At 46.6% G+C, this 24,991-nt stretch carries 22 protein-coding genes; 3 read left to right on the forward strand and 19 right to left on the reverse strand.

The genetic code is table 11. The features are described from left to right. Window positions 1-115: 115 nt before the first annotated feature. The 8 genes from acpP to HF638_RS01150 form a co-directional block, all read right to left on the reverse strand. A complete protein-coding gene (gene acpP, locus HF638_RS01115; protein ID WP_017689227.1) occupies window positions 116-349 on the reverse strand; it encodes an acyl carrier protein in 234 nt (77 codons plus the stop codon). A 152-nt stretch (window positions 350-501) separates the two neighbouring features. Further along, entirely contained in the window at window positions 502-1,251 is a 750-nt protein-coding gene (gene fabG, locus HF638_RS01120; protein WP_017689228.1) for a 3-oxoacyl-[acyl-carrier-protein] reductase, read from the reverse strand. A 211-nt stretch (window positions 1,252-1,462) separates the two neighbouring features. After that, window positions 1,463-2,404, reverse strand: coding sequence for an ACP S-malonyltransferase (fabD, locus tag HF638_RS01125; RefSeq protein ID WP_169478515.1), 942 nt, complete (start codon window positions 2,402-2,404; stop codon window positions 1,463-1,465). 25 nt (window positions 2,405-2,429) lie between these two features. After that, on the reverse strand, window positions 2,430-3,419 hold the full coding sequence (locus HF638_RS01130) for a beta-ketoacyl-ACP synthase III (RefSeq protein WP_145319004.1): 990 nt from the start codon (window positions 3,417-3,419) through the stop codon (window positions 2,430-2,432). Between the two features lie 8 nt (window positions 3,420-3,427). Then, window positions 3,428-4,423, reverse strand: coding sequence for a phosphate acyltransferase PlsX (gene plsX, locus HF638_RS01135; RefSeq protein ID WP_017689231.1), 996 nt, complete (start codon window positions 4,421-4,423; stop codon window positions 3,428-3,430). Beyond that, the gene (gene fapR, locus HF638_RS01140; protein WP_062833760.1) at window positions 4,420-4,968 is read right to left on the reverse strand and encodes a transcription factor FapR; all 549 of its coding nucleotides are present in this window, start codon (window positions 4,966-4,968) and stop codon (window positions 4,420-4,422) included. The genes plsX and fapR overlap by 4 nt, the downstream gene beginning before the upstream one ends. 372 nt (window positions 4,969-5,340) lie before the next feature. Continuing rightward, on the reverse strand, window positions 5,341-5,514 hold the full coding sequence (gene rpmF / locus HF638_RS01145; protein ID WP_017689233.1) for a 50S ribosomal protein L32: 174 nt from the start codon (window positions 5,512-5,514) through the stop codon (window positions 5,341-5,343). Window positions 5,515-5,581: 67 nt separating this feature from the next. Next, on the reverse strand, window positions 5,582-6,088 hold the full coding sequence (locus HF638_RS01150; protein WP_169478516.1) for a YceD family protein: 507 nt from the start codon (window positions 6,086-6,088) through the stop codon (window positions 5,582-5,584). 463 nt (window positions 6,089-6,551) lie between these two features. Here HF638_RS01150 and hmpA point away from each other — a divergent pair, with 463 nt between their 5' ends. After that, window positions 6,552-7,787: an NO-inducible flavohemoprotein gene (gene hmpA / locus HF638_RS01155; protein ID WP_169478517.1), complete on the forward strand. Its 1,236-nt coding sequence runs from the start codon at window positions 6,552-6,554 to the stop codon at window positions 7,785-7,787. A 280-nt stretch (window positions 7,788-8,067) separates the two neighbouring features. Next, window positions 8,068-9,300 carry a nucleotidyltransferase gene (locus HF638_RS01160; protein ID WP_169478518.1) on the forward strand — a complete coding sequence of 411 codons (1,233 nt, stop codon included), beginning with the start codon at window positions 8,068-8,070 and terminating at the stop codon, window positions 9,298-9,300. 211 nt (window positions 9,301-9,511) lie between these two features. Here HF638_RS01160 and HF638_RS01165 read toward each other — a convergent pair whose 3' ends face one another. After that, entirely contained in the window at window positions 9,512-10,552 is a 1,041-nt protein-coding gene (locus HF638_RS01165; RefSeq protein WP_169478519.1) for a SepM family pheromone-processing serine protease, read from the reverse strand. Between the two features lie 313 nt (window positions 10,553-10,865). On the opposite strand from HF638_RS01165, the gene HF638_RS01170 reads away from it, so the two are divergent. Then, window positions 10,866-12,206, forward strand: a complete 1,341-nt coding sequence (locus HF638_RS01170) for a nucleoside recognition domain-containing protein (RefSeq protein ID WP_169478520.1) — start codon at window positions 10,866-10,868, stop codon at window positions 12,204-12,206. Here the strand turns inward: HF638_RS01170 and coaD are convergent. From coaD to HF638_RS01220, 10 genes are all read right to left on the reverse strand, one after another. Continuing rightward, window positions 12,184-12,690, reverse strand: a complete 507-nt coding sequence (gene coaD / locus HF638_RS01175; RefSeq protein ID WP_169479115.1) for a pantetheine-phosphate adenylyltransferase — start codon at window positions 12,688-12,690, stop codon at window positions 12,184-12,186. The two genes, HF638_RS01170 and coaD, sit on opposite strands and share 23 nt — an antisense overlap. Before the next feature lies 1 nt (window position 12,691). Then, complete coding sequence (rsmD, locus tag HF638_RS01180) at window positions 12,692-13,300, reverse strand: 16S rRNA (guanine(966)-N(2))-methyltransferase RsmD (RefSeq protein ID WP_036609474.1); 609 nt, start codon at window positions 13,298-13,300, stop codon at window positions 12,692-12,694. Window positions 13,301-13,600: 300 nt separating this feature from the next. Next, window positions 13,601-14,035, reverse strand: coding sequence for a hypothetical protein (locus tag HF638_RS01185; protein WP_169478521.1), 435 nt, complete (start codon window positions 14,033-14,035; stop codon window positions 13,601-13,603). Between the two features lie 434 nt (window positions 14,036-14,469). Beyond that, window positions 14,470-14,775 (reverse strand): hypothetical protein, encoded by a 306-nt coding sequence (locus HF638_RS01190; RefSeq protein ID WP_062833752.1) that lies wholly within the window; start codon window positions 14,773-14,775, stop codon window positions 14,470-14,472. 153 nt (window positions 14,776-14,928) lie between these two features. Beyond that, window positions 14,929-17,976, reverse strand: coding sequence for a beta-galactosidase, LacZ type (gene lacZ, locus HF638_RS01195; RefSeq protein ID WP_169478522.1), 3,048 nt, complete (start codon window positions 17,974-17,976; stop codon window positions 14,929-14,931). 163 nt (window positions 17,977-18,139) lie between these two features. Beyond that, window positions 18,140-18,970, reverse strand: a complete 831-nt coding sequence (locus HF638_RS01200; RefSeq protein ID WP_169478523.1) for a carbohydrate ABC transporter permease — start codon at window positions 18,968-18,970, stop codon at window positions 18,140-18,142. Further along, on the reverse strand, window positions 18,963-19,853 hold the full coding sequence (locus tag HF638_RS01205) for a carbohydrate ABC transporter permease (protein WP_169479116.1): 891 nt from the start codon (window positions 19,851-19,853) through the stop codon (window positions 18,963-18,965). Before HF638_RS01205 ends, HF638_RS01200 begins: the two co-directional genes overlap by 8 nt. Window positions 19,854-19,994: 141 nt before the next feature. Beyond that, window positions 19,995-21,275, reverse strand: coding sequence for an extracellular solute-binding protein (locus tag HF638_RS01210; protein ID WP_169479117.1), 1,281 nt, complete (start codon window positions 21,273-21,275; stop codon window positions 19,995-19,997). A 350-nt stretch (window positions 21,276-21,625) separates the two neighbouring features. Then, complete coding sequence (locus HF638_RS01215) at window positions 21,626-23,395, reverse strand: cache domain-containing sensor histidine kinase (RefSeq protein ID WP_169478524.1); 1,770 nt, start codon at window positions 23,393-23,395, stop codon at window positions 21,626-21,628. An 18-nt stretch (window positions 23,396-23,413) separates the two neighbouring features. Continuing rightward, the gene (locus HF638_RS01220) at window positions 23,414-24,961 is read right to left on the reverse strand and encodes a response regulator transcription factor (RefSeq protein ID WP_169478525.1); all 1,548 of its coding nucleotides are present in this window, start codon (window positions 24,959-24,961) and stop codon (window positions 23,414-23,416) included. Window positions 24,962-24,991: the final 30 nt, after the last annotated feature.

A 24,991-nucleotide genomic window follows, 5' to 3' on the forward strand; every position in this document is an offset into this window, starting at 1 on the left:
CTATTCAACCAAGATCGGAAGACCTGCTTGAGTAGAGCTGCTTGCGGAATGAGAAAAACCAATGAATGATGAGAAGTCCCGCCTGTTCGAAAACATGTGCGGGACTAAAATGACTTTAGGTATGAGATTGTATGTACTTAACAACTTCACCTACGGTCGTGATTTTTTCTGCATCTTCATCAGAGATTTCCAAATCAAATTCATCTTCCAATTCCATGACCAATTCCACTACATCCAAAGAATCAGCACCCAAATCTTCTTTGAAAGATGCTTCAAGTGTAACTTCAGCTTCGTCTGCGCCCAAGCGGTCGACGACGATGCGTTTTACACGCTCCAATACATCGGACATCCGGTTCACCTCCTTCTTTGGTATTATACGAGAATCGCAGGCAAAATGCCATAGAAGACATATGCGGCTCCCGGCCGGGGAACCCGGCCTTTTTCCGGCATTTCGGATCGTCCAGCGCCTGTTCCCCGACTATTGTTCAAGTCCGGGAAGAATTACATGTACATGCCACCATCAACATGCAGCGTCTGCCCTGTCATATAAGATGAAGCCTGTGAAGCCAGGAAAGTGACTACACCGGCGATTTCATCCGGCTGACCCAAACGGGACAACGGAATACCACTTAGCATACCGTCCACCAGCTCCTGGGACAACTCTTTTGTCATATCTGTCTCAATGAAACCTGGTGCAACACAGTTAACTGTGATTCCACGAGAAGCCAGTTCACGAGCAGATGCCTTTGTCAGGCCAATGACTCCTGCCTTGGCAGCAACATAGTTCGCTTGTCCAGCATTACCGAGCACACCTACAACCGAGGAGATATTGATAATTCTTCCCGACCGTTGTTTCATCATTGGACGTGTAACCGCCTTAAGGCAGTTAAACACACCTTTGAGATTGGTTTCAATAACCTGATCGAATTCTTCCTCTTTCATACGCATGATCAAATTATCACGGGTAATCCCGGCATTGTTCACCAGAATATCAACGTTGCCCCATGCTTCGAGTGTAGCTTTGACCATTTGTTCAGCTTCATCCATCAGGCCAACATTGGCTTGAAGTGTAATTGCCTTGACTCCTTTGGCACGAATCGCTTCCGCCACTTCCTCAGCTGCCGCTTGACTGCCCGCATAATTCACGGCTACGTTCGCTCCAGCCTCAGCTAGTGCCAGTGCAATACTGCGCCCAATGCCACGGGATGCCCCGGTAACGAGTGCATTTTTACCTTCTAATGGTTTAGACATAATCATTCCTCCTTTCCCCAAATCTATATCAGTTCAACCAAAGAATGTTTACACTTGCCACTCCGATGACAGAATAAACTTCCGATCGCTGTTATCCCCAGATTTTTTTGATTCCCTTTTCTAAAGGGAAAATCCGGTGATAAAGGCGAACGCTCCGCTTCTTCAGTTTTTTTCTGTCCTCTCCGTTCTCGTGTAAAAAGTTTAGTTTAACTCATATAACTCCTTCTAATTCACTTGCCGTTGCTTCGAGCGTTTCAAGACTGTTCACATTATACAGTTTTACGGTTTTATCTGTTTTTTTAATCAAACCGGTCAATACACTGCCAGATCCAATCTCGATGAACGTATCCACGCCTTGCTCAATAAGCCATGTCACACTGTCTTCCCATAATACAGGAGAATAGACCTGAGCTGTTAACAAATCCTGAACTTGTCCATTCTCTGCAGGTCTTGCAGTCACATTAGCGACTACAGGGACCGCTGCCGGTGAGAACGTGACGGTTTTCAGTTTCTCTTCCAGCTTCTCAGCTGCACCCTTCATCAATGAAGAGTGAAACGGGCCGCTTACTTCAAGTAGAATGGCACGTTTGCCGCCAGCTTCTTTCACTCGTTCCGCGACCGCAGCTACGCCTTCCTTCACACCAGAAACGACGATTTGTCCAGGACAATTGATATTGGCAAGTTCAACCGCATGACCACTTTCAGATACGTCACGGCAAAGCACCCCCAGCGCTTCCCGATCCGCACCCAACACAGCAGCCATAGCTCCTTGTCCACCCGGTACTGCCTGTTCCATATACTGACCACGCGCCCGTACAATGCTCACTGCATCAGCAAACGAAAGAACGCCTGCTGCCACCAGTGCACTGTATTCTCCCAGACTGTGTCCAGCCGTATAGTCAGGCTGAATTCCTTTTTCTTTGAAAGCTTCAAGCAAGGCAATACTTGCTGTCAACAGAGCCGGTTGTGTATTTGATGTCTGTTTCAACTCGGTCTCTGGTCCTTCAAATACAAGATTGGTCAGCGAGAAACCCAATGTTTCATCCGCTGTACGAAAAATCTCGGTTGCCGCAGGCACGGACTCATATGCGTCTTTCGCCATACCTACAGCCTGTGATCCCTGACCGGGAAATACAAATGCTATTTTACCCATCCCATTCATCTCCCAGCTGTCTATTTTACCAAACGAGTACGGATGCGCCCCATGTCAGACCGCCACCGAATCCAACCATCAGAACGGTATCTCCGGCTTTCATGCGACCTTCCTCGGCTGCTTCTACCAAAGCAAGTGGAATGGAAGCAGCAGATGTGTTTGCATACTTATCCACGTTGACTACAACCTTCTCTTCAGGAAGTTCAAGTCGTTGCATCGCAGATTGGATAATCCGAATATTCGCTTGGTGAGGAACAAACAGATCCACATCCGTACGCTCCATACCAGCCTTGCGCAATACCTCGATGGTAGCCGTACCCATGACACGTACCGCAAACTTGAATACTTCACGACCGTTCATGTAGATATAATGCTTTTTATTTTCAACGGTCTCTGCGGTAGCAGGCAAACGGGAACCGCCGCCTTCCATCTGAAGAAGACTACCGCCAGCACCTTCGGCGCCAAGATCGAATGCTTTGAAGCCACGGCCTTCCGGAACTTCACCAACGACCACTGCTCCTGCGCCATCACCAAAGAGGACACATGTGTTACGGTCTGTATAATCCGTAATACGAGACAAGCAATCCGCACCAATAACAAGTGCGTTGTTGTACATGCCACTTTGGATGAAGCTCGTAGCACTCGCCAAGCCATATACAAATCCGGAACATGCAGCTGACAAATCGAATGCCGCCGCACCTTTTGCACCCAGTTTGTCCTGCAGAATGCAGGCTGTCGATGGGAACGAAGAATCCGGAGTAATGGTTGCAACAATAATCAGATCAAGATCACTGCCTGTCATGCCTGCAGATTCAAGGGCTTTAATAGCCGCTTCATATGCCAAATCGGAAGTTGCCTGATCGGGTGCAGCAATATGACGCTCTTTGATTCCTGTACGACTGACGATCCACTCGTCATTGGTATCGACCATTTTCTCCAGGTCGCTATTCGTCAAAATTTTCTCAGGCACATACTTCCCTGTACCAATAATCCCTACTGGGCGCAAATTATTCATGTCGTCACTCACTTCCCGCTAATTTCCTTAGATATGCTCTCTACCAGCTGATTCTGCACTGCAATCCGAGCTTGGCGCACAGCATTTTTGATGGCATTGCCATCAGCAGATCCATGACTTTTCACAACCAGTCTGCTCAAACCGAGGAGCGGCGCTCCGCCATGCTCCGTATAATCCAGCTTCCGTTTCAACCCACGTAGCTCAGGCATCAGAACAGCCGCAGCCAGTTTACTCTTGAGAGAAGATGAGAATTGTTCCTTAAGCAAGGCGAAAATGGCACCAGCTGTGCCTTCCAGCGATTTCAGCAGTATATTTCCTGCAAAACCGTCACATACAAGGACATCACAAGCACCGGTCAGCACATCACGTGCCTCTACATTACCGACAAACCGAATTGGGAGTTGCTCCAGTAAAGGATATGCATGTTTGGTCAACTCATTTCCCTTGCCTGGTTCTGTTCCTACATTGAGCAAGCCCACTCTTGGAGATTCTATGCCCTGTACTTTTTGCCGATACAAACTGCCCATCAAGCCATATTGTGCAAGATGCTCCGGCTTGGCATCCATATTCGCTCCGAGATCAAGCGCAAGCACTCCCACATCATCAATCGTTGGAATCATGGGTGCAAGCGCCGGACGTTCAATGCCTTCCATGCGACCTACAACAAGCAACCCCGCTGTCATCAACGCTCCGGTATTGCCCGCTGAGATCATCGCGTCCGCTTCGCCCTCTTTCAGCATGCGGCCTGCCACCACCATGGAGGCATCCTTCTTGCGACGTACTGCTTTAACGGGTTCATCATCGGATCCAATAACTTCGGAAGCATGCCGGACCGTCAGATTGGCAGGTCTCACACCTGACTGACTCAAAAGAGGCTCCAGCTTGGCTTCATCGCCGATCAGGACGATCTGTGTATCCGCCCATTCCGTGGCTGCGGCAATCGCACCTTCTACCGTTGATGCAGGTGCATTGTCGCCTCCCATGGCATCAATGACGATTTTCATTCCAAATGACCTCCTTCTCCGCTGTCTTCTCCACCTGAATGGTAGATTACAAAGTTGCCTTGAAACACCATCTCTTCACCTACATAGGTGAATACTTCCACTTTGGCTTTGCCCTTTTGACCCGGAATCGATCTCACATAAGCCTTCGCAATACACTTCTCTCCCAAATGAACCGAGCGGACAAAACGAATGTCTGCTGATGCAGTCAACGCAATCTCGTCATTAATAATCGCTACAGCCAAGGAGTTGGCCTGTGCAAAGACATAGTGTCCACGTGCAATGCCTGTTCTGGAAAATACGTGTTCTTCCTTAATCTCAAACAAGGAAATCCCGCTTTTGTCCAGCTGCAAATCCACAATATCACCGATAATCTCATGCAGGGGCAACGAGCGTACCTGATCATACGAGCGTTCTGCCATCAGTTTCATCCGCTCTCGAAGTTCGGGTATTCCAAGTTCCAGCCTGTCAAGACGAATCGTCTGAATACTCACCTTCAATTGGCGCGTAAGTTCCTGATCCGTCACAAACGGGTTTTCTTCTATCATTTTGGTTAACTGCTGTTGCCTCTGTCTCTTCGGTACACGTTCGATGCCTGACACCCCCCGCTGTATCGTTTACGGAACCGTCCCATCCGGCCAGTTCAACCATTCTTTCCTGTTGCTTCTATAGTTGCATCCCTGGTCACCAGGGTCGTTCTCAAACGGATCATGGTTCATCTATATGTAACGTCAAATCTTAGAACCTGGTACTAAACTATAGTATATCTCATCCCGTGTCAAAAAGAAAGGCTGGCCTAACAAAAACAATTCACCCTTGTGGCACACGAATTTCATGCCTGCTAACTCATTCTACCGACACCCTCTAATCCAAAAAAAGTAGCACCTCATCGAAATGAAGTGCTACTTAATGTCCAACTATTATTGAGAGATGATCTCTCTTGCTTTGTACGTTCCGCACACTTTGCACACGTGGTGACTAAGTTTAAGTTCGCCACATTGTTCACATTTCACCATGCCCGGTACAGCCAATTTAAAGTGAGTGCGACGTTTGTCGCGACGCGTCTTGGACGTTCTCCGTTGAGGTACTGCCATTATTCCCACCTCCTTATCAAAATCAACCTTTGCAGGTAGTCTTAAAATGTTCGATTTTCAATCATGCTCATTTAAAAAAATCCTTGAGCCCTGCAAGCCGCGGATCGATAACCTCGTTATCACAACCACAGTCACCTTCGTTCAGCTCATGGCCACACTTAGGGCATAACCCTTTGCATGTATCGCTACATAGCGGTATAAACGGAAGATCCAGCAGAAAAGCTTCCTCGGCATAACCCTTCAGATCAACGCTATCTCCATCCACATAGAGCGTATCATCGTCTTCGTGTAAATCCTTTGGCTGTTTTCCCTGCTTGAATTGCTCATGAAAATCAATATGAAAATGTTCATTGATTGGCTTAAGACAACGGGAGCACAACATGTCCACTCCTACAGTCAGCTTGCCATGAACATCCACAACGTCACCTTCTCTGAATTCTGCAGATAAGTCCGCAGTCAGCGGGGTAACGGCTGTGATATCTTGTCGGTTAGAAACCAGTTCCTTGATCTCCCACTGTTCGTTAAACTTCAGGGGACCATCACTGGTAGCCACTTTGCGAAATGGCATTAACATTTCCATCACTCCAAACGAAACCAATTTCATAATTCGTATCAAACGTATCACGACAGTTATACAGGTCAAGCCTGCTTTTGTAAAGCAATAAATCCTGACTGTATGTATTCTGACGATTCATCGTTAAAAGTATTATGAAATTGACTTAACAAACAAAAATCATTATACCGATTTTTCAAGACGTTTGTCAACACTTTTAACTTTACACCCTATTTTAAAATCAATGGCTCAGAACCGTTTACTCCATCTGGTCTATTATAGACTCACTTCAAGATAAACTACAAGTCGTCATTTTAGTTGTAGTTCCTTGCAAACACCGGTCACATTTCGTTAACGTTTAGTGTGATCTATATCACACAGACCCGCTTGCCCCCTATCTATACTTGCTATAAACCGAAGCACGATCAGCTCCATGACCGATTTATTATCCAACTATTTCATATTATATCGGGAGGGAAAATGTATGTTAAGCGAGCACACAATTAGAGTCATTAAATCTACAGTACCCGTACTTGAAGTCCACGGCGAAGCGATCACACGCCATTTCTATGAAACGATGTTCACAGCTCATCCGGAACTACTGAATATTTTCAATCACGCAAATCAGAAACAGGGACGACAGCAAGCCGCCCTCGCCAATATGGTATACACCGCTGCCCTGCATATCGATAATCTGTCCTCCATCCTGCCTGCCGTCCGGCAAGTTGCACATAAACATCGCAGCCTGGGTATCGTTCCCGAGCAATATGCGATTGTCGGCACCTATCTGCTGCAAGCCATCAAAGATGTGCTTGGAGATGCGGCAACGGATGAAATTATCACAGCGTGGGGCGAAGCCTACAATGTCATTGCAGATGCTTTTATCGGGATTGAACAGGATATGTATACGGAAGCGGAAAACCAGACGGGTGGCTGGGAAGGATTTCGTACCTTCAAGGTTGCCAAGAAAGTGCAGGAAAGTGAAATCATCACTTCCTTTTACCTCGTTCCAGACGATGGTCAGCCCATTGCCAGCTATGAACCCGGACAATATATTAGTATCAAAATCCAGCCAGAGGCACAGTCATTTACCCAGATTCGTCAGTATAGCCTTTCAGATACTCCGGGTAAACCCTACTATCGTATTTCCGTTAAACGTGAGCGAGGTGTATTAGAGCGACCTGACGGAGTTATCTCTACGCATCTCCACGATCACATTGAAGAAGGCAGTCAGGTAGAACTATCCGCTCCTGCTGGCGACTTCACGTTGAATACTGAGGATAAACGTCCTGTTGTGTTGCTTAGTGGTGGTGTAGGCTTAACACCAATGATCAGTATGTTAAACACGCTGGTTCAAGTAAACGATAACCGTGCAATTACTTTTTTACATGCAAGTCCAAATGGTCAATCTCACGCTTTCCGTGATCATGTGAACAGTCTGGTCGAACGTAATCAGGGTGTTCAAGCTTATTATTGTTATACACAACCTGAGGATGCTGATCGCGAAAATGAGTGTTTTCATAAGGAAGGTTACATGGATGCCACCTGGCTTCGTCAAGTGATTGATGAACTGGATTCCACTTATTATCTGTGTGGGCCAGTTTCGTTTATGCGGGCAATCTATACGGAGCTTCTGGCGCTTGGTGTTGCAGCAGACAACATTCATTTTGAATTTTTCGGACCCAAAGCTAGTCTTTCACCCGCACCGGAGAGCGTCTAAGCATTATGAATATGACAAGTTATATGCAAAAACAGGTAGTCTAACAAGGTAGTGAAATAAGGTTGATTAAATAGTAAAATGCGGTCACCAGCTTCTTCGCACCATTTTAATATCATAGGATTTATGCTTGAAGGCACGGTCTGACATCTGCTGATGTTGGATTTGTGCCTTTTTTCATTGGTCTGACAGATTCGGTGATTTGATCTAATAGAGGTCATCGCCTATGATGGAATGAAAAGCGTATACCCATTCATCTCATTTGAGAGGAGTACGTCTAATCATGAAAGCCGTAGGCGTCATTGTTGAATATAACCCCTTGCACAATGGGCATGTCTATCATTTGCAGGAAGCTCGGCGGCTAAGCGGCGCAGACGCCGTTGTTGCGGTCATGAGCGGCCCTTTTCTCCAACGTGGCGAACCCGCCATCGTCGGTAAAAGGGCACGCACCGAGATGGCGCTGCACGCAGGCGCCGATCTGGTGCTTGAACTGCCGGTGGCCTACGCAGTACAACCGGCAGAGTGGTTTGCCTTCGGTGCGGTATCGCTGCTGCACCGCACCGGCGTGGTGGACTCGCTCTGCTTCGGCAGCGAGTCCGGCGACCTGGACAGCCTGCAGCGCATTGCGCGCGTGCTGGCTGTGGAGCCCGCAGGGATGCGCGAGGACATCGCGCGCCGCCTGCGGGAAGGCGCCAGCTACCCCGCCGCGTACGCAGGCGCGGCGGCAGCGCTGGCGCCCGGCGGCGTCGATGCTCACGACGCCGCTGCACTGCTGGAGCAGCCCAACAATTCGCTTGGGCTGCACTACCTGATCGCGCTGCAACGACTCGGCAGCGCGATCCAGCCCTTTACGGCGGCGCGTACCGGTGCCGCGTATCATGAGGCGACGCCCGGGCCGGGGGCGATCGCCAGTGCCACAGCCGTCCGCCGCCTGCTGATGGCGGACGGGCCCGATGCCGCCGCGCCATACGTGCCGGCGGCAACCCTTGCCATTCTGCATCGCGAATGGCAGGAAGGGCGCGCTCCCATACACTGGGAGCGCTTTGCACAGCCGCTGTTGCACCTTGCGGCCACCCGACGTGCCTCCGAGCTGGAACGCATCGCCGAAGTCACGGAAGGCCTGGAACACCGGCTGACCCGTACACTCGCTCAGCTCCCGGAGCCTTCAGTCGAAGCACTCCTGAATGCACTGAAGACCAAACGTTACACACGCACAAAGCTCCAGCGTATGCTCGCCCACCTGCTCCTGAATCACACCAAAGCCGAGTGTTCACCAGAGCAATTGGCTGCCGGACCCGGATATCTCCGTGTACTTGGATTCAATGCTCAAGGACAGAGCCTGCTTAAACAGATGAAGAAGACCGCGTCGCTTCCTGTTGTGCTGAAACCGTCGACGTTCACACACAATCAGCTTGAACTGGATATACAAGCTCAGGTAGCCTATGGACTCGCTTGCGAGCATAAGGACACACGCAGGATGTTCAGTGATTACTATGAGTCACCTGTGAGACTATAACCCGCTTTTGATCATAAGGCTTAATCTCCTAAAGAGCTTCTCATTCCATCATCAAACAGATCATTGATATCCGCTATTCGACACTCAACTATACAAGTAAAAAATCCCCTTGTTGCGCGCCAATCAGGCACATTGCAACAAGGGGATTTCTTTATTAACTTCTCTTATTCTCTTCATTCATTTGGTTATCTTAACCCACCCAATCATTATCCTATGATTTCACAGACAGAGTTTTCAGGTAAGCCAGCGCATCATCCACCGTGCTTACAGGCACAAGTTTCATCTTAGTTCCGATCTGCTCAGCCTTGGCTGCTGCTTCCTTATAGTTATCCTTCGGCACGAAGAAGATCTCCGCTTCTTTCCGGTCAGCGGCTACAATCTTGTGCACTACACCACCGATTGCACCCACCACACCGTCCTTGGTAATGGTACCAGTACCCGCAATTCGATGACCCTTGGTCAGATCTCCAGGTGTTAACTGGTTATAGATCTCCAACGTAAACATCAATCCGGCAGACGGACCACCAACCTGGGTATCGGTGAAAGAGATCTGTTTGTCTGGATCTTCCGCTTTCACCTTCTGAACCGCACCAATCATTACACCGAGTCCCGGGCGGGTTTCACCCGTTTTACTGTCTTTGACCTGAATCAGTTTCACGTCCCGGCTAATGGTCTCTCCACCACGTTCCAGTTGCATTTCCACCGAATCTCCGACCTTTTTATCTTTTAACTGGGCAGAAAGCACCGTATTATCCGGCGTAGCTGTTCCGTTCACTCCCAGAATAATATCTCCCGGAGCAATGTCTCCTTCCGGTTTCGGATCTTCGGACAGTCCAAATACAAAGATATGTTCAGGTACAATAGAGTAAGCCACTCCAGCCTGCTCATATGCAGCCTCCATTGCGGAGGATTGTGAGTCACTCATGAACCACACCTGTTCGGCAGAGTATTCCGCTTCGCTTTTGCCGCGCAGTCGATCTTCCTTTTTATCCACTTGAGCATTTTGATTGAACAGAGAGGTTCCTAGCAAAAACACATTGGCATACGTTGCAGACACAGTCGTCATCATAAATACACCGCGTTCATCCTGGTCCCCGCCCTTAACAGTTACCATTGGTTTTACTTCATCTGCACTGCCAGGCATGTAGATAATATATGGCGTTGGCATGTACACGGCAACATAGACAACCAGAGCCACCACGATCACAAAGATCGAAGCTCTGAATCCGCCAGATTTCCGAATCCGATTCATCGCATGAGCCTCCGTTCTTTGTATCTCTATATAAGCTGAACTCTACACTTATTAGCGCTCGCAATACCAGCTTTTGAATATTTTTATTCTCCGGTTTGGTTTCGCACTCTTTGTCATGCAGATACTCAGCTCAGTTTTTTAATATTTATTTCAAGTCTATCACTCTGGTACCTGTGCATACAATGGTACAGGCCGGATAGGCCGCTGTATACCATAGCCTGTCCGGTCAAGGCCGAACCGCCCTTCGGGCGTCATTCGGCCGTCCATAACGATTCAGATGCCAAATCGGCGTTATTTGATATGAGGTGAAACGATGACAATACAGAGCAAGGTTAGAGACTCTGGCCCGTTACGAACGATACTTCTAAGTACTGGCGCTTTAGCACTGGTCATTGCAGTAGTTGCTTCCCCCAAAGAAGCGTTTGATGCCTCTATTCAAGGTCTGGATATATGGTGGAAAATCATCTTCCCTGCCATGCTGCCCTTCCTGATGTTATCCCAAATGCTCAATGCGTTTGGCTTCACCCACGCGATCGGTGCCTTGCTCGGACCATTAATGCAACGCTGGTTCAGACTTCCAGGCAGTGCTGGACTCGCTATCGCTGTTGGCATGTGCGGCGGATTCCCCGCAGGAGCAGATGCGGTATCCCGCTTATTTCAGGATAGACAAATTACCGCCAAGCAGGCGGTTGTCCTTGCAGCAGCAGCTCATTTTGCCAATCCGATGATGGTCATCCTGGTCGTTGGTGCTGCTTTTCTACACCAGCCTGCCGCCGGATATTTCCTCTTAGTGATTCACTGGATCAGCGGCTGGATTGCTGCCATCCTTGCAGTGCGTCTCCTGCCTACACCGGGTAAGCATAAAGGTCAAGATGGCTCAGCAGCAGCACAGACAGAGAGCAGCTCTATTGGTTCTCAGCCTGTAATTCCTGCAAGTTCCACAAGTCACTCATCCATCCCCCCTCACCATACTACGTTGAAACGGCGCAATATATGGTCTGAGATGACGCTTGCAGCCAGGGAAGCTCATAGTCGTGATGGGAGAGGATTTGGCAAACTTCTGGGTGACACCGTATCCCAGGCTGTGCAAACTTTGATGATGACCGGAGGATACATGATCGGTTTTGCCGTATTTATCCGACTACTCTCCCTTTATCTGACTCCTGGTTCTTCTGCCGCGCTGTGGCCAGCCTTTTTGGAGCTTCATTTGGGCACCTACCATTTGAGCCAAACTTCACTTACACCTGCCCTGCTGATGTCCCTGCTTGCAGCTGTTTTGGGATGGGGTGGACTATGCTCCCATCTGCAAGTCTCTGCTGTCCTGAAAGCAACTGGACCCGACAGCAAATCCATGTTGTACTTTGCCGGAGTTCGTCTGACTCATGGGATCATCGCCTTTTTTATCAGTCTGTTCCTCTGGATGCCGTTCAGCCGATATAGCACACAAGCCTGGACCACATTACAGACGAATGCAGACCAGGACCTGTCGACACCATTCAGTTGGCTATTCATACATAATCCAGGCAACACATACACAAATAACGCCATATGGAGCGCCTTCCCTGCTGCATGCATGGGTCTAGCGTTACTTCTTGCAATCATGATTAGTCTATCGGGTCTTACCTTCTGGTTTAACCGCCGGTTTTCTCGCTGATTTTCTGACGGAGCGCAACTTCCACTTCAGGTGATACAAGATCTGTTACATCTCCATGATAATGAGCGATTTCTTTAACGATACTGGAACTTAAATAGGAATACTTTGGATTCGTCATCATAAATATCGTTTCCGCATCCGGATTCAACTTGCTGTTGGTCGATGCCAATTGCAACTCGTATTCAAAATCAGTTACCGAGCGGATACCGCGAACGATGACCTGAGCTTCCTTTTGCCGGACGTAATTGGCCGTCAGATCGCGGAAACTGTCTACCTCCACATTCGGTAGATGGCGGGTTACTTCTGTGATCAGTTCCTTGCGTTCCTCCACCGTAAACAGCGGATTTTTGCTCATATTGTTCAACACAGCCACAATGACGCGATCAAATTGCTTCGACGCTCTGGCGATAATGTCCAGATGCCCCATCGTTACGGGATCAAAACTCCCAGGATATACGGCGATCCGTTCCTGTCGATGTATCATTTCAGTCATGAGGAGCCTCCTCTTCCGGTGTAATGGATTCTCCATCTTCAACTGCTTCAGGCGCATAATAATAGATGGATACTGCCGTCTCCCCATACAAAGCCTTGCGCGTTTGTTCAAACGGGCCGAATTGCTCAGGGTAATCATGTTTGGATTCATATTCAAGCACGATGGTTGCTTCGGGTTCCAGAAGTTCCAGTTCGTGCATGGTCAACATCAACTCGTGCCCGTTCTTCATGCGATATGGCGGGTCGAGAAACACCAGATCGAACGTTGTGCCTCGCTTGGCGAGTGCCTTTAATGCACGACCTGCATCATTACGGTATACAGCCGCCTGGTCTTCCAGCTTGGTCGCCTTCAGATTCATGCGGATGACTTCAATACTTTTCGATTCCAAATCAACAAAAACAGCCTTGTCCATGCCGCGGCTCAGCGCCTCAATACCGAGACCTCCACTGCCTGCAAACAGATCCAATGCTGTGCCGCCCTCAAAATAAGGACCAACCATGCTAAATAACGCTTCCTTCACCTTGTCGGTGGTCGGTCGCGTGCCTGTGCCAGGAACAGCCTTTAGCGGCCTGCCTTTTGCACTCCCAGATACCACTCTCACTGACGAGTCACCTTTTCTCTATGTAAGTTTATTGATACGGCTATCGTACCACATTCGGGTTCGGTTTGAAAAATGTGCGGTCTTCATTTCTCTTGGAAAATTGTTGACGAATTGTTGACGCATATGTATAAAAAGGAAACAATCGGGCGATTCTATAATTATCGACATCACAAGTGTCGTAGACAACCGCGGAGAAGACTTACGTTTCCCCATAAGCTCTTCGTCCGGTTTCTCCTCTCCCATGAAAAAGAAGCTCTCGAAAGAGGGCTTCTTTTTGTTGTTTATGTTTAATTTATTATGTTAGTTATATTTTTCTTCAAATTCACTTATTTCGGCTTCCTCTTCAGTCTGCAACCATCCGATCTCCCTCAGCCATATGCCCATATCTGCGATAAATTCATTCGCGTTTAGATGTTCAATCTTGTATCTCTCGATCTTTTCACTCAAAAAAGCATAGAACTCATGGCTAAATACATACCGTTGTTTGCTTTTGCTTAATGTCTTATACCGGTCCTCGCTGACCACCAGATCGAAATAGATGACATTCTCCTTCTTCACATGCCTGACCGTGGACCTTCTCTCGTATTCCTCAGGAAGGCATCTGAAAACAAAGAAGAGTTCAATATCAACTACTTGATATTTGCTTTCTGCTTGATCAAAAACAGACTGCAACTCATCCGAAAGATTGGCAACCTGCGTTAAACCTGAAGTGTCAGTTGATCGGCCCAGAATCATCACTAAACTCCTCCTTGTTCATTACTCAAACTCAAGAAGCTATACTAATTCATCTCTCGATGTTTCCGATTAGACCTTCGCAAATTGATCAATGGAATGATAAGTAAAACAACCGGTAAGAGAAGATTTATCGAACCATTCTTAATCATCATGAAGGTAATAAACAGCACGCCGAGCCAAGTCATAATCTCCGTCATTTCATATTTGGTTAACGTAAGCTTGAATGCTTTTCTCGAAATGAAACGAATCAATAAATAAGCGATCAAGCTATAGAACAGAAACATTCCCAAAATTGCAACAGTGATTATGAGGTACATATCCATCATAAAAATCTCACCCGACCCTTATATCATTTCCTTAATTTTACCATATAAGCAATAGGGTGTCATTGCAAATTCGGAACTAGCGCTTCTTCAAGACTGACAATTTACGCTTTACTTCTCTTCTACAACAATCGTTGCATTATAGATCACGACACGTTTCCCATTGAGATCGAATAATACTTTATTGCCGTATTCCGTATCTTCCACGTCAATTTTGCCATCATAAGTCTGAATCAATTCACCATTATTGCTATACACTTTAACGACCCGCTCCAGGCCGCCTGAGTTATTGGATCTCATCGTTTTGAGTGCACGTTCACCCGAAGCCGTATTGAAATACCATATGAAACATCCAACAATGATGCCCAGAAAGACCAACACCGTCACCCATATACCTGTCTTTGCTTTTCTACTCATCTTGAACCCCCTCTTATGTTTCCTGTCTTGTACATTACGTGGCCGGAGAGAGAACGGTTTCATAGATCACATCTCAATCCATTCATGGACATAACAAAACAGAGGCCTCCAACAAGCGAAGGCCTCTGTCCTTTATTGCAAATAATCTTTTATTTACAGTGCACGAATAACAAATTCAAATGTCAGTTCGCCGTCTGAAGGGATCAGATATTCAGGATGAACTGGAGCACCCCAGCTATCATCACCGCCGACACCCATTTGTTTACCTGCTACAGTCACGACCGTATAGTGCACAGGAGGCAATTCGTACGCATGTTGTGCGTTCTCCAGCTCAAATGCCGTATATGGTGAAACATTCAGCTCAACCGGAGCTCCAGAAGCTTCAATTTTGAAGCCACGTCCCGCGTTGTCTGTCAATTTGGCCCAACGTACGCCTGTACGGTTGCCCGATTCCTGTGGTACCAGATATGGAGCTACAGTATCAGCTACCTTGCTGCCGTGGATACCGAGACGTGCGCCAAATGCGCGGTCTGCATAGTTTTCTTCGGGTCCCATCGCGAGCCATTCCACGTTTTCGAAGTCAGGTGATGTTCTGAAGGACAATGCATGGATTGGCAGGTTCGGCAATCCGGCTGTACCTTTGTACGTATTATGCACACGCACGCTTCCATCTGCATGCACAATATAGACCACTTTCACTTGTACATCCGCCGAAATGTTGAGCTTGTATGTGAACTCGATCCGGTATTGATCCGGTTTCTGTTCTGCTTTCCACTCTACAGAACGTGGCATCAGGCTCGCTGCATACCAGGCACCCAGTTCGAAGCCCATCGCCATGCCTTTGTCATTATCCGTCATTGCACGCCAGAAGAGCGGTGCAGGTGGTACGGCAATGGTCTCACGACCGGACAATTTCAGGGAAACCAGTGTACCGAACTGTTTGGAGAATAGCGCATGCGTCTTGCCAGCACGAACTCCGATATTCACGTCACCTTCAATAACTTGTACATTACTTACAAGGTTCAGATCCACTTGATTTGCATCATTTACCTGATCCTGTGTGAAAATAAACTGTCCAAATGCCACTTCTTCGCCTTTGTCAGCCCACAGTGTAGCAGCTTTTAACACAAGTGCAGTGTTCACAGCATACTCGCCACCAACCAAAGATGCCGGATCCAAAGGAAGTTTCACAACCGTCTCGCTTTGCGCCTCCACGTTGACTTCCAGTGTTCCACGCAGCACTTCATGTCCCTCGCGCTCCAGGCTGTATACCAGTTCCAGTGCAGATGTATCTGCGAACAGATTACCGTTCACGATTTTAACGCCTTCACGGTCCGGGAACAGCTTGATGTTTTGATACAGGAATTTGACCTCCTGCATTTTCGCAGTTACTTTACGGTCAGCATGAACGATACCGTTACCACAGAACGAATAGTCTGATGGACGATCACCGAAATCTCCGCCATAAGCGAGGAACTCTTTGCCGTAACGGTCTTTTTTGTAAATGGATTGGTCGATGTAATCCCAGATGAATCCACCTTGATACATTGGGTATTTGTCTTCCAACTCCGTATATTTGTGCATACCACCAATAGAGTTACCCATGGCGTGCATGTACTCACAGCTAATATAAGGCTTGGTCGGATTCGCATTCAGGAATTCCTCAATGTCAGCCGGTTTGGCATACATGCGAGTCTCCATATCACTTGTCTCATCGAAACGGCGATCATGGAATACACCTTCATAATGCACCAGACGTGTTGGATCAGCCGATTTGAAGTATTGGGATACTTTGTAGATGACTTCACCACCATGTGATTCGTTACCACATGACCAGATCAGAATGGACGGATGATTTTTGTCCCGTTCTACCATGGATACAGCGCGGTCCATAACGATATCATGCCATTCCGGTTTGTCACCTGGAATAACCCAAGAAGGCTCAACGGCACCAAGCTTCTGCCAAGATCCGTGTGTCTCCAAATTCATCTCGTCAATAACATAGAGTCCATATTCATCACACAGCTCATACCAGAGGCTTTGATTTGGATAGTGTGACGTACGTACAGCATTCATATTATTCTGTTTGATGGTACGAACATCCCACAGCATGTCTTCCTTCGTAACTGCACGTCCACGACGCGGGTTGAACTCATGGCGATTCACACCTTTGAATACGATACGTTTACCGTTGATGTGCATCACTTTGTCAATCATTTCAAATGTACGGAAACCAACGGCTTGAGGAACAACCTCAACCAGTGTACCCGCAGCATCATATACTCGAATATAGAGACGATACAAGTATGGAATCTCTGCGCTCCACAGATTCACTGTACCAATGTCTTCACAAAGACTTACTTGTCCATCGTTAACCTTGGATTCAAACGTTTTAACGGTATTGCCTTCACGATCACGAAGTTCAGCCTCTACACGAGCTCCAGCAACGGCTTTTCCTTCCAGTTTCAAGTCTAGCTGCAATGTACCGTTCGTATAGGACTTGTCCAGATCTGTGCGAACATGAACATCACGTACGTGTGCAGTTGGGACGGTGTACAGATACACATCTCTGAAAATGCCGGAGAAACGCCAGAAATCCTGATCTTCCAGCCAGCTACCCGTGCTACGTTGATACACCTCAACCGCGAGTTTGTTCTCTCCATCCTGAAGGAATGGCGTCAGGTCAAAGTCAGACGGCGTGAAGCTGTCCTCTCCATATCCTACGAATTGTCCGTTAAGCCATACATAGAATGCAGACTCTACACCTTGGAAAGAAATATATACCGGATTCGACTCCCAACCTGTCGGCAAGTGGAATGTACGAATGTAACTACCTACGGGATTTTTGTCCTGTGGCAATGCCGGCGGACGAATTTCATTCAAGCCATCCCAAGGATATTGTGTATTTACATATTGAATCTGTCCGTATCCTTGCAACTGGATATGCCCCGGAACTTCAATATCATCCCAGCCTTCACTGGAGAAATCGGATGTATAGAAAAACTCAGAACGGCTGTCTGGACGAATCGCATAGTTGAATTTCCACGTACCATTCAGATCATAACGCATAGACATCGCGCCTGAACCTACAGCCTCATCCATTGTTTGGTAATAACGGTGATCGGAATAGGCATGAAGACGGTTCACCTCAAATACACTTACGTCTCCCAACCAGTTGATATCTGCCTTTGTTGCTTTCATCGGCTCTCTCTCCCTTTAAAACGTTATAGTTTGACTTATTCAAGGTTTCATCTGGATTTCCTTTTTGCTTTACATAAACAAACAAAAAAGACAGAGGTACGCCATAACTGGCGTCCTCTCTTCTTTCCTGCACCCGTCATTTGCACGGATTATGCTGTTTTCATTACTTCACGGAACCTACCATACCTGCAACAAAATGTTTCTGCATGATGAAGAATACGATTGCTGTAGGCAGTGTTGCAATAACGATCGCTGTCATGATTACCCCATAATCCGGAGCATACCCAGCACCAAGATTAGAGATCAATAGTGGAATCGTTTGTTGGTCAGGCGTTTGCAATACAATGAGTGGCCACAGATAGTTGTTCCAGCTACTCATGAATGTAATGATCGCAGCTGCTGCATAAGTTGTTTTCATTGTTGGCATGTAGATCTTCAGGAAGATCCCGAGTTCACTCAGACCATCAATACGTCCAGCTTCCAGCAAATCTTTCGGGAACATTTTGGTGTTCTGACGGAAGAAGAAGATCAGGAATGCTGTTGCGATGGTTGGCAGGATAACCGCTGCCATCGTGTTGATTCCGATTACTGGTGCAACTCCCGAAATTGTTGCGAACATGCGATATAGTGGCACCATGATCGCTGCAAACGGGATCATCATGGACAACAATAGAATATTAAATACGATATCACGGGACTTCGTGCGATATACCTCGAAGCCATAACCTGCCATGGAACCAATAAACAGCGCCAAGACAGTGGAGATTACAGAGATAATCGCCGAGTTTCCGAGAGCCTGTACCAGATTCGTCGATTCAATCAGTTTGTTGAAGTTATCAAGGAAGGCTGAACCCGGCAGCAATCTGCCCTTCGTTACATCAACTGATGCATTTGTTGCACTGACCAGCATCCAGAAAAATGGGAAAATGGATACAAAGGCGACGATGGATAAGAACACATATGTGAAAATCCGTTTTGCTTTAGCTTTAGCCATTTTTATTATCACCTGCCACTTTAAACTGGATAATGGACAATACAATGATCAAGATTACGATGGAATACGAAACGGTTGCTGCATAACCGAAGTCCGGTGAATATTTGAACGAAAGGTTGTAGATATACTGTGAAATCGACATGGTCGCGTTACCCGGACCACCCTTCGTAATATTCATGATCTCATCGAAGATTTGCAATGTACCAATCGTTGATGTGATCGATGTGAAGAGGATAATTGGTTTGAGCAAAGGTACTGTGATTTTGAAGAATTGTGTAAAGGCATTCGCTCCGTCAATTCTTGCAGCTTCATAGATCGATTGATCGATGTTTTGCAGGGATGACAGATAGAAAATCATGTTATATCCGGTCCAACGCCAAGTAACGGCGATTATGATCGTAATTTTAGCCCAGAACGGGTCTGTGATCCATTGGATTGGATCGCCAATAATATGCAGGCCCATCAAGAATTGATTGACCATTCCATCCGGTGCGAACAAATATTTGAATACAACTGAGTATGCTACCAATGAAGTTACACAAGGCAAGAAAATCGCTGTACGGAAAAAGCTCCGGAAGCGCAATGTGCTGTCATTCAGCAATACGGAAATAAACAAACCGAGAATAATCATTACAGGCACTTGAATGATCAAGTAGATGAATGTATTCGATAATGCTGTGCGGAACGTTGTGTCAACTAACAATCTTTTGTAGTTAGAAAGGCCCGTAAATTCAAGATTGGCTCCTACACCAGACTTGAACGATAAGAGCAGCGCTTGGATCATCGGGTAGAAGTAAAATGAAACAATCCCGACAACAGCCAGCAAAACAAAAGCCCATCCAGTCAAATTATTTTTCTTTTGGAGACTGTCTCCTGTATTCATGGCTTTCACAGTATGGCTCCTCTCTCTCCATGGAACATGGGTAGAACCCACAGAGCCTCTCGGCCATGTCCGTTCGACTTGCGCCGGACAAGGGAGACGGCTCCGATGTTTCCTGGGGTTCTATAAGTTACCTTGGGTATCTTAGTTTAATTGTGCTTCAGCTTGTTTTTGTGCATCAGCCAGAACATCATCAATTGCTTTGCCGTTCAGGAATGCTTGCATTTCTACAACCAGAATGTCTTCAATGGCGTATGTGTTGATACCATAGTTTACACTAGGAATTTCTGTAGTCCAGTTAGCGAAATCAGTGAAGATTTTTTGTCCACCAAAGAATTCATCCGCTTTAGCATATGCTTCGCCATCAACTGCTGGTTTGTACGTACCAATTGCACCGATGTTGTTCAACAGATCTTGATACAATTGTTTGTCAGAACCAAATGTTTTTGCTACAAAGTCAGCTGCTTGATCTGCACCAGGAACGTCCATTACATACCATGAGCTACCACCCAAGTTCGTTGCGTGCACAGAGTTCGGTTGACCAGCCATTTTCGGCATTGGAGCTACAGCCCATTGGCCAGATTGGGAAGCTTCTTGACGTATAGATGGTGAAATCCAGTTGCCAGTAGGAACTGAAGCTACGCTACCATTATTCATGTTTGCAATGAATTGGCTCCAGTCAGAGTGCAATTTAACAATGTTGGCATCCATCATCGCTTTGTAAGTAGTGAAAGCTTCTTTCAGTGCAGCATTGCCAGCAATGTCAGGTGTTTTACCATCTTCTGCCGAATACCATTTGCCTGCTGTTTGAATCATCATACGAATGATTCCGAGGTCATTTGGATCAAGAGAAAGAAGTTCTTTACCTGTTTTTTCTTTTACATCTTTACCGATTTGGATGTAATCATCCCAAGTGATGTCTTGCAGGTCAGCAGCTTTGTAGCCTGCTTGTTCCAGCAAGTCTGTTCTGTAGTACAAACCAGCAACGCCGGAGTCAAATGGTACTCCGTATTGTTTGCCATCAAATGCTGTTGGTCCGAGTTTGTAATCTGCAAAGTCGGAAGCCGTGACGTTGGAAGAAAGATCTTTGAACGCATCAGGATATGCATTCAGGAAGCTTTGTGAGCGATAGTCTTCAATCAGAACTACGTTTGGAAGACCGCTGGAAGTTCCGGAGTTAAGACCCGTGTTCAGTTTCTGAATGATATCAGCTTGAGCATATTCAATGATGTTAATTTTCACATCAGGATTTGCTTTTTGATATGCCTCTTTTGCTGTTTCCATTGCAGCAACGTTAAAGGCTTTGTCCCAAGCCCAGACCGTAATTTCGTTTGTTTTTTCGTCCCCACCACTGGCAGAATTACCTCCACCACCGGATGAACATGCGGACAACAGCAGTACTGTAACGAGCATCAATACCCACATTTTTTTCAAAACATTCAACTCCCCTTCGACCTCTTTGTGTGTAATTTGTTTGCGTTTTCTGAAAGCGGTTGCTTTCGATGTATTCATCTTATCATTCCCATATCTCCATTCGTTAGTAATAATTTTGTACGGATTTGTCATCTTATTGCTACAATGAAAACCTTTACAGAAACCGTTTGCATTAAATTTGGTTTTTTGTAATTTCTTTTGATTTTGTAATATCTTGATCTTGAAATAGTACAAATATGTATTTTGATTTCAACTTTGACATATGAAAATCCCCCGCCTCTGTAGAAAACAGAAGCGAGGGATCTCATTTTCAGGTGTATTCAATCTTAATTAGTTACGATTCAACTCGTGATTAAAGGCAGTGTAACCGTTACTCTCGTCCCTTCCCCAACGGTACTCATAATGGTGACCCCGTAGGGTGAACCATATAATAGCTCAATGCGGTCATGCACGTTGCGAATTCCGATGCCGCTGAAGAGTTGACGATTGTTTTTTGGATTAGGCAAGGTTTCTCCCATAACGAGCCCTTCAATTCCATCACCATTGTCCATGATCTCACAGATAAGTGATTCACCTGCTCTGGAAACCATGACATGAATCGTGCCCGTTTCTTTTTTGATAAATCCATGGAAAAATGCGTTCTCGATAAACGGCTGTATGACCAGCTTCGGTACATGATAGTGTGTACAATCCGGAGCGACGTAGAAGGCTGCTTTAATCCGTCCACCGTACCTGACGTGATTAATGAAGACATAATTTTTTAGATTCTCGACTTCCTGTTCGACTGTGACGGTCTGACTCACATCACTAATCGTATTTTGCAGCAGTCCAATCAATGCATTAATGGTCTCTGCTGCCCTGTCCTTGTTACCTTGTTGTACCAGAACTTTGACAGAGGCAAGGGTATTGTACAAGAAGTGAGGATTAATCTGACTCTGTAATGCCGCAAGCTCTGCGTTACGTTGTTCACGTTGGGTCTGTACTAGCTGATCCACATAATCATGCAGTTCATCAAGCATGTAATTGTAAGCATGGCCCAGCTGCCTGCTCTCGTAACTTCCGCTGACCGGAATATAGTTGTCCAGGTCACTTTTCGTAATGTTGGACATCTGCTTCACAAGCCTGCGCAGTGACTTGGTAATCTGGCTGGTGATGAGAAACACGAGGATGAGTGCTCCCACGACAATAGCTGCACAGATCAGGGCAACCGTCTTCATGTCGATGAGTTGACCCATCGCCAGATCCTTATCCACTACATTGACAATGTAAAACCGATAGAACGGTAAATACTCGGATAGAACAACGCTATCCTGATCCATCACACGGGCATTGATACTTCTCGGAGAGTTTTTGTTCATTTCTCGGGCATACGATAACAAATCCAGCTGGGTTGTCCCGATCCAGTCTTCACGATTCGAAGATACAATCTCACCTTTTTCGTTCATAATGACTACGTCATTGCCTCGACTTGTAAAGCTGGCATAGAACTGCCGGAATGCATCCTCTCTCATGGTGACATAGAGCGTACCATATATTCGGCTGCGAGTTCGATCTGTCAACGCCTTCGTGGCAGAAACCATCTGCTGACTTCCGACAGTTTCATCGTTTTGGTAATCATCAAAGATAAGACGACTTGGCGTCTCAGCGGCTTCCATCGTGATCGGCTCCTGTTTCAATTCATCCACTGACATCTGAAGGTGGGCGCGATTGGTGGAATAGCTGCGTCCATTAATCCCGATAATCGTTATCCCTACTTCGTAGGATTCTGTTATGGATTGAATCCGGTCCATCGTTTCCCTCATATTATAGAAGGATTTCGCCATGGTGAGGGAGTCGGCATCCCCTTCGGACAGGAATCCTCGAATCGCTCCACTCTGCGTCACATTGTTGGATACGGCAGCAATAGCTTCATTAAATGATTCAAAATTCGTCTTGATCTGGTTAAGCACCTTAGAGTTCGTGATACTAAACGTCTCGGTAAACAGATTGGTGGACATGTGAATGGTCGTCCATAAGATGAGTACAGAGACGAGAACGATACTGACGACCATAACCAGAAACAACTTGGGAAATAATCCGAGACGAGATAATTGGTTCATCCATTTCTTCATGATCTTATCCTTCTGACTTTATGCCCAGAATTTGCGCCGGTATCGGCTTGGTGATAGTCCGGTGAATTTTTTGAACACTTTGCAAAAGTAACTATGATCGGAATACCCTACCATGCTGCTAATCTCCGAGATCGTTACATCATCGGATCGGAGCAGTTCCTCGGCTTTTTCAATCCGAATTTTATTCAAATATTCATTGAATCCTTCTTTTTTGTGAGATGAGAAATAGCTGGATAAGTACGATGGATTAAAATGAAAGTGCTTGGCTACTTCAGTCAGCCCAAGCGGCTGATCAAAATGCTCATGCATGTAATCCAGCAGCATCTTCATATTCGGATCACTTCGTTTTCCACCTGTACCCACAGCACACTCCTGAACTTCCATCATGAATTGATCAAGCACGGTCATGACTTCAGACAGACTCGAAGCCCCATCCACATTTTTAAAATACGTATATTTGCTCTCTTCAAGGCCTGCAGACTGAACATCCATATCCGCGAGGGTAATCGTTACGTTGAAGATCAGGTTACCGAGGAAGGACTTGATCTCAAACACATCCGCAATATAATCCCGTCCAAGGGTTGTCGCGTGATCCTGCAAGTACTCTCTTGCCGCTTCAACCCGGTTACGCTTCACATGCTGCAAAAACATATTCACATTGAACTGATAACCTGCCGGATGCATCGGCGGAAGTTCACCATACACCAAGATTGGTCGATCCTTATAATAGAAGCGATACTCCATTAGCTTGATCAGGCGTTCACGGTATACGATACCCATCTGTTCAAATGAAGTAAAGCTGTCACTCAGCACCCATCCAGGATTACCTTGTCCCGCTGCATTTTCACTAGCTAGCTGTCTGATCCGTTCAACCATCCATTCATCTCGCGCAGGATCGACATTGAGAAGCATGACGGGCAGTGTGCCCTCTGCCGGAACCATTGCACATTCCACTTCAGGCAGATCACTGCGGAGCCTGGATTCGATCTGTTCCTGATCCAGCTTCAGTGGATTCCCGTCAGCGTCCATCGGTCTATACACTAACAAGCGAAAAGATTCGTGCGGAAAGGTGTCTCGAAGCATCGGCATCTCGCTGTCTTCGTCCAGTGTAAATCCGGACAGCATCTTCTCCATCAGTTGACCGAGTCTCCAGCCATCATGCGACGGCTCAAACTGTAGCTCCGGAATTTTACCTGCTGTGCGTTGAAGGACCTGCAATAATTCATTCGTATCCAGCTTCGGTTTCAGAATATAATCTGCTGCCCCGTGCTGAAGCGTTGAACGTACATATTCGAATTCACTAAAGCTGCTAAGTACAATCACTTCAATCTGCGGATTACTGGCTTTTAGTGTACGGACAAAAGTCTCGCCATCCATGACAGGCATGACAATGTCGGTAATCACAATATCCGGTTTTAACAGACTCACCTGCTGTAATCCTTCTTCACCGTTGGAAGCTTCACCCACAATGATAAATCCTTCGGCTTCCCAGTTCATATGGTGCTTTATGCCCTGTCTTACCAGAAACTCATCGTCAACAATCAGCACCTTGCATAACCGGTTCATGATCGCGACCCCCTTGTCTAATCTTTTCTC

The sequence above is a fragment of the Paenibacillus sp. SZ31 genome (assembly GCF_012912005.1).
Classification (GTDB): Bacteria; Bacillota; Bacilli; order Paenibacillales; family Paenibacillaceae; genus Paenibacillus.

What these genes read in the sequence shown, in the direction of transcription:
- acpP (WP_017689227.1), bottom strand. Translation starts at nt 349, where the DNA reads ATGTCCGATGTATTGGAGCGTGTAAAACGCATCGTCGTCGACCGCTTG.
- fabG (WP_017689228.1), bottom strand. Translation starts at nt 1,251, where the DNA reads ATGTCTAAACCATTAGAAGGTAAAAATGCACTCGTTACCGGGGCATCC.
- fabD (WP_169478515.1), bottom strand. Translation starts at nt 2,404, where the DNA reads ATGGGTAAAATAGCATTTGTATTTCCCGGTCAGGGATCACAGGCTGTA.
- HF638_RS01130 (WP_145319004.1), bottom strand. Translation starts at nt 3,419, where the DNA reads ATGAATAATTTGCGCCCAGTAGGGATTATTGGTACAGGGAAGTATGTG.
- plsX (WP_017689231.1), bottom strand. Translation starts at nt 4,423, where the DNA reads ATGAAAATCGTCATTGATGCCATGGGAGGCGACAATGCACCTGCATCA.
- fapR (WP_062833760.1), bottom strand. Translation starts at nt 4,968, where the DNA reads ATGATAGAAGAAAACCCGTTTGTGACGGATCAGGAACTTACGCGCCAA.
- rpmF (WP_017689233.1), bottom strand. Translation starts at nt 5,514, where the DNA reads ATGGCAGTACCTCAACGGAGAACGTCCAAGACGCGTCGCGACAAACGT.
- HF638_RS01150 (WP_169478516.1), bottom strand. Translation starts at nt 6,088, where the DNA reads ATGTTAATGCCATTTCGCAAAGTGGCTACCAGTGATGGTCCCCTGAAG.
- hmpA (WP_169478517.1), top strand. Translation starts at nt 6,552, where the DNA reads ATGTTAAGCGAGCACACAATTAGAGTCATTAAATCTACAGTACCCGTA.
- HF638_RS01160 (WP_169478518.1), top strand. Translation starts at nt 8,068, where the DNA reads ATGAAAGCCGTAGGCGTCATTGTTGAATATAACCCCTTGCACAATGGG.
- HF638_RS01165 (WP_169478519.1), bottom strand. Translation starts at nt 10,552, where the DNA reads ATGAATCGGATTCGGAAATCTGGCGGATTCAGAGCTTCGATCTTTGTG.
- HF638_RS01170 (WP_169478520.1), top strand. Translation starts at nt 10,866, where the DNA reads ATGACAATACAGAGCAAGGTTAGAGACTCTGGCCCGTTACGAACGATA.
- coaD (WP_169479115.1), bottom strand. Translation starts at nt 12,690, where the DNA reads ATGATACATCGACAGGAACGGATCGCCGTATATCCTGGGAGTTTTGAT.
- HF638_RS01185 (WP_169478521.1), bottom strand. Translation starts at nt 14,035, where the DNA reads ATGATTCTGGGCCGATCAACTGACACTTCAGGTTTAACGCAGGTTGCC.
- HF638_RS01190 (WP_062833752.1), bottom strand. Translation starts at nt 14,775, where the DNA reads ATGAGTAGAAAAGCAAAGACAGGTATATGGGTGACGGTGTTGGTCTTT.
- lacZ (WP_169478522.1), bottom strand. Translation starts at nt 17,976, where the DNA reads ATGAAAGCAACAAAGGCAGATATCAACTGGTTGGGAGACGTAAGTGTA.
- HF638_RS01200 (WP_169478523.1), bottom strand. Translation starts at nt 18,970, where the DNA reads ATGGCTAAAGCTAAAGCAAAACGGATTTTCACATATGTGTTCTTATCC.
- HF638_RS01205 (WP_169479116.1), bottom strand. Translation starts at nt 19,853, where the DNA reads ATGAATACAGGAGACAGTCTCCAAAAGAAAAATAATTTGACTGGATGG.
- HF638_RS01210 (WP_169479117.1), bottom strand. Translation starts at nt 21,275, where the DNA reads ATGTGGGTATTGATGCTCGTTACAGTACTGCTGTTGTCCGCATGTTCA.
- HF638_RS01215 (WP_169478524.1), bottom strand. Translation starts at nt 23,395, where the DNA reads ATGAAGAAATGGATGAACCAATTATCTCGTCTCGGATTATTTCCCAAG.
- HF638_RS01220 (WP_169478525.1), bottom strand. Translation starts at nt 24,961, where the DNA reads ATGAACCGGTTATGCAAGGTGCTGATTGTTGACGATGAGTTTCTGGTA.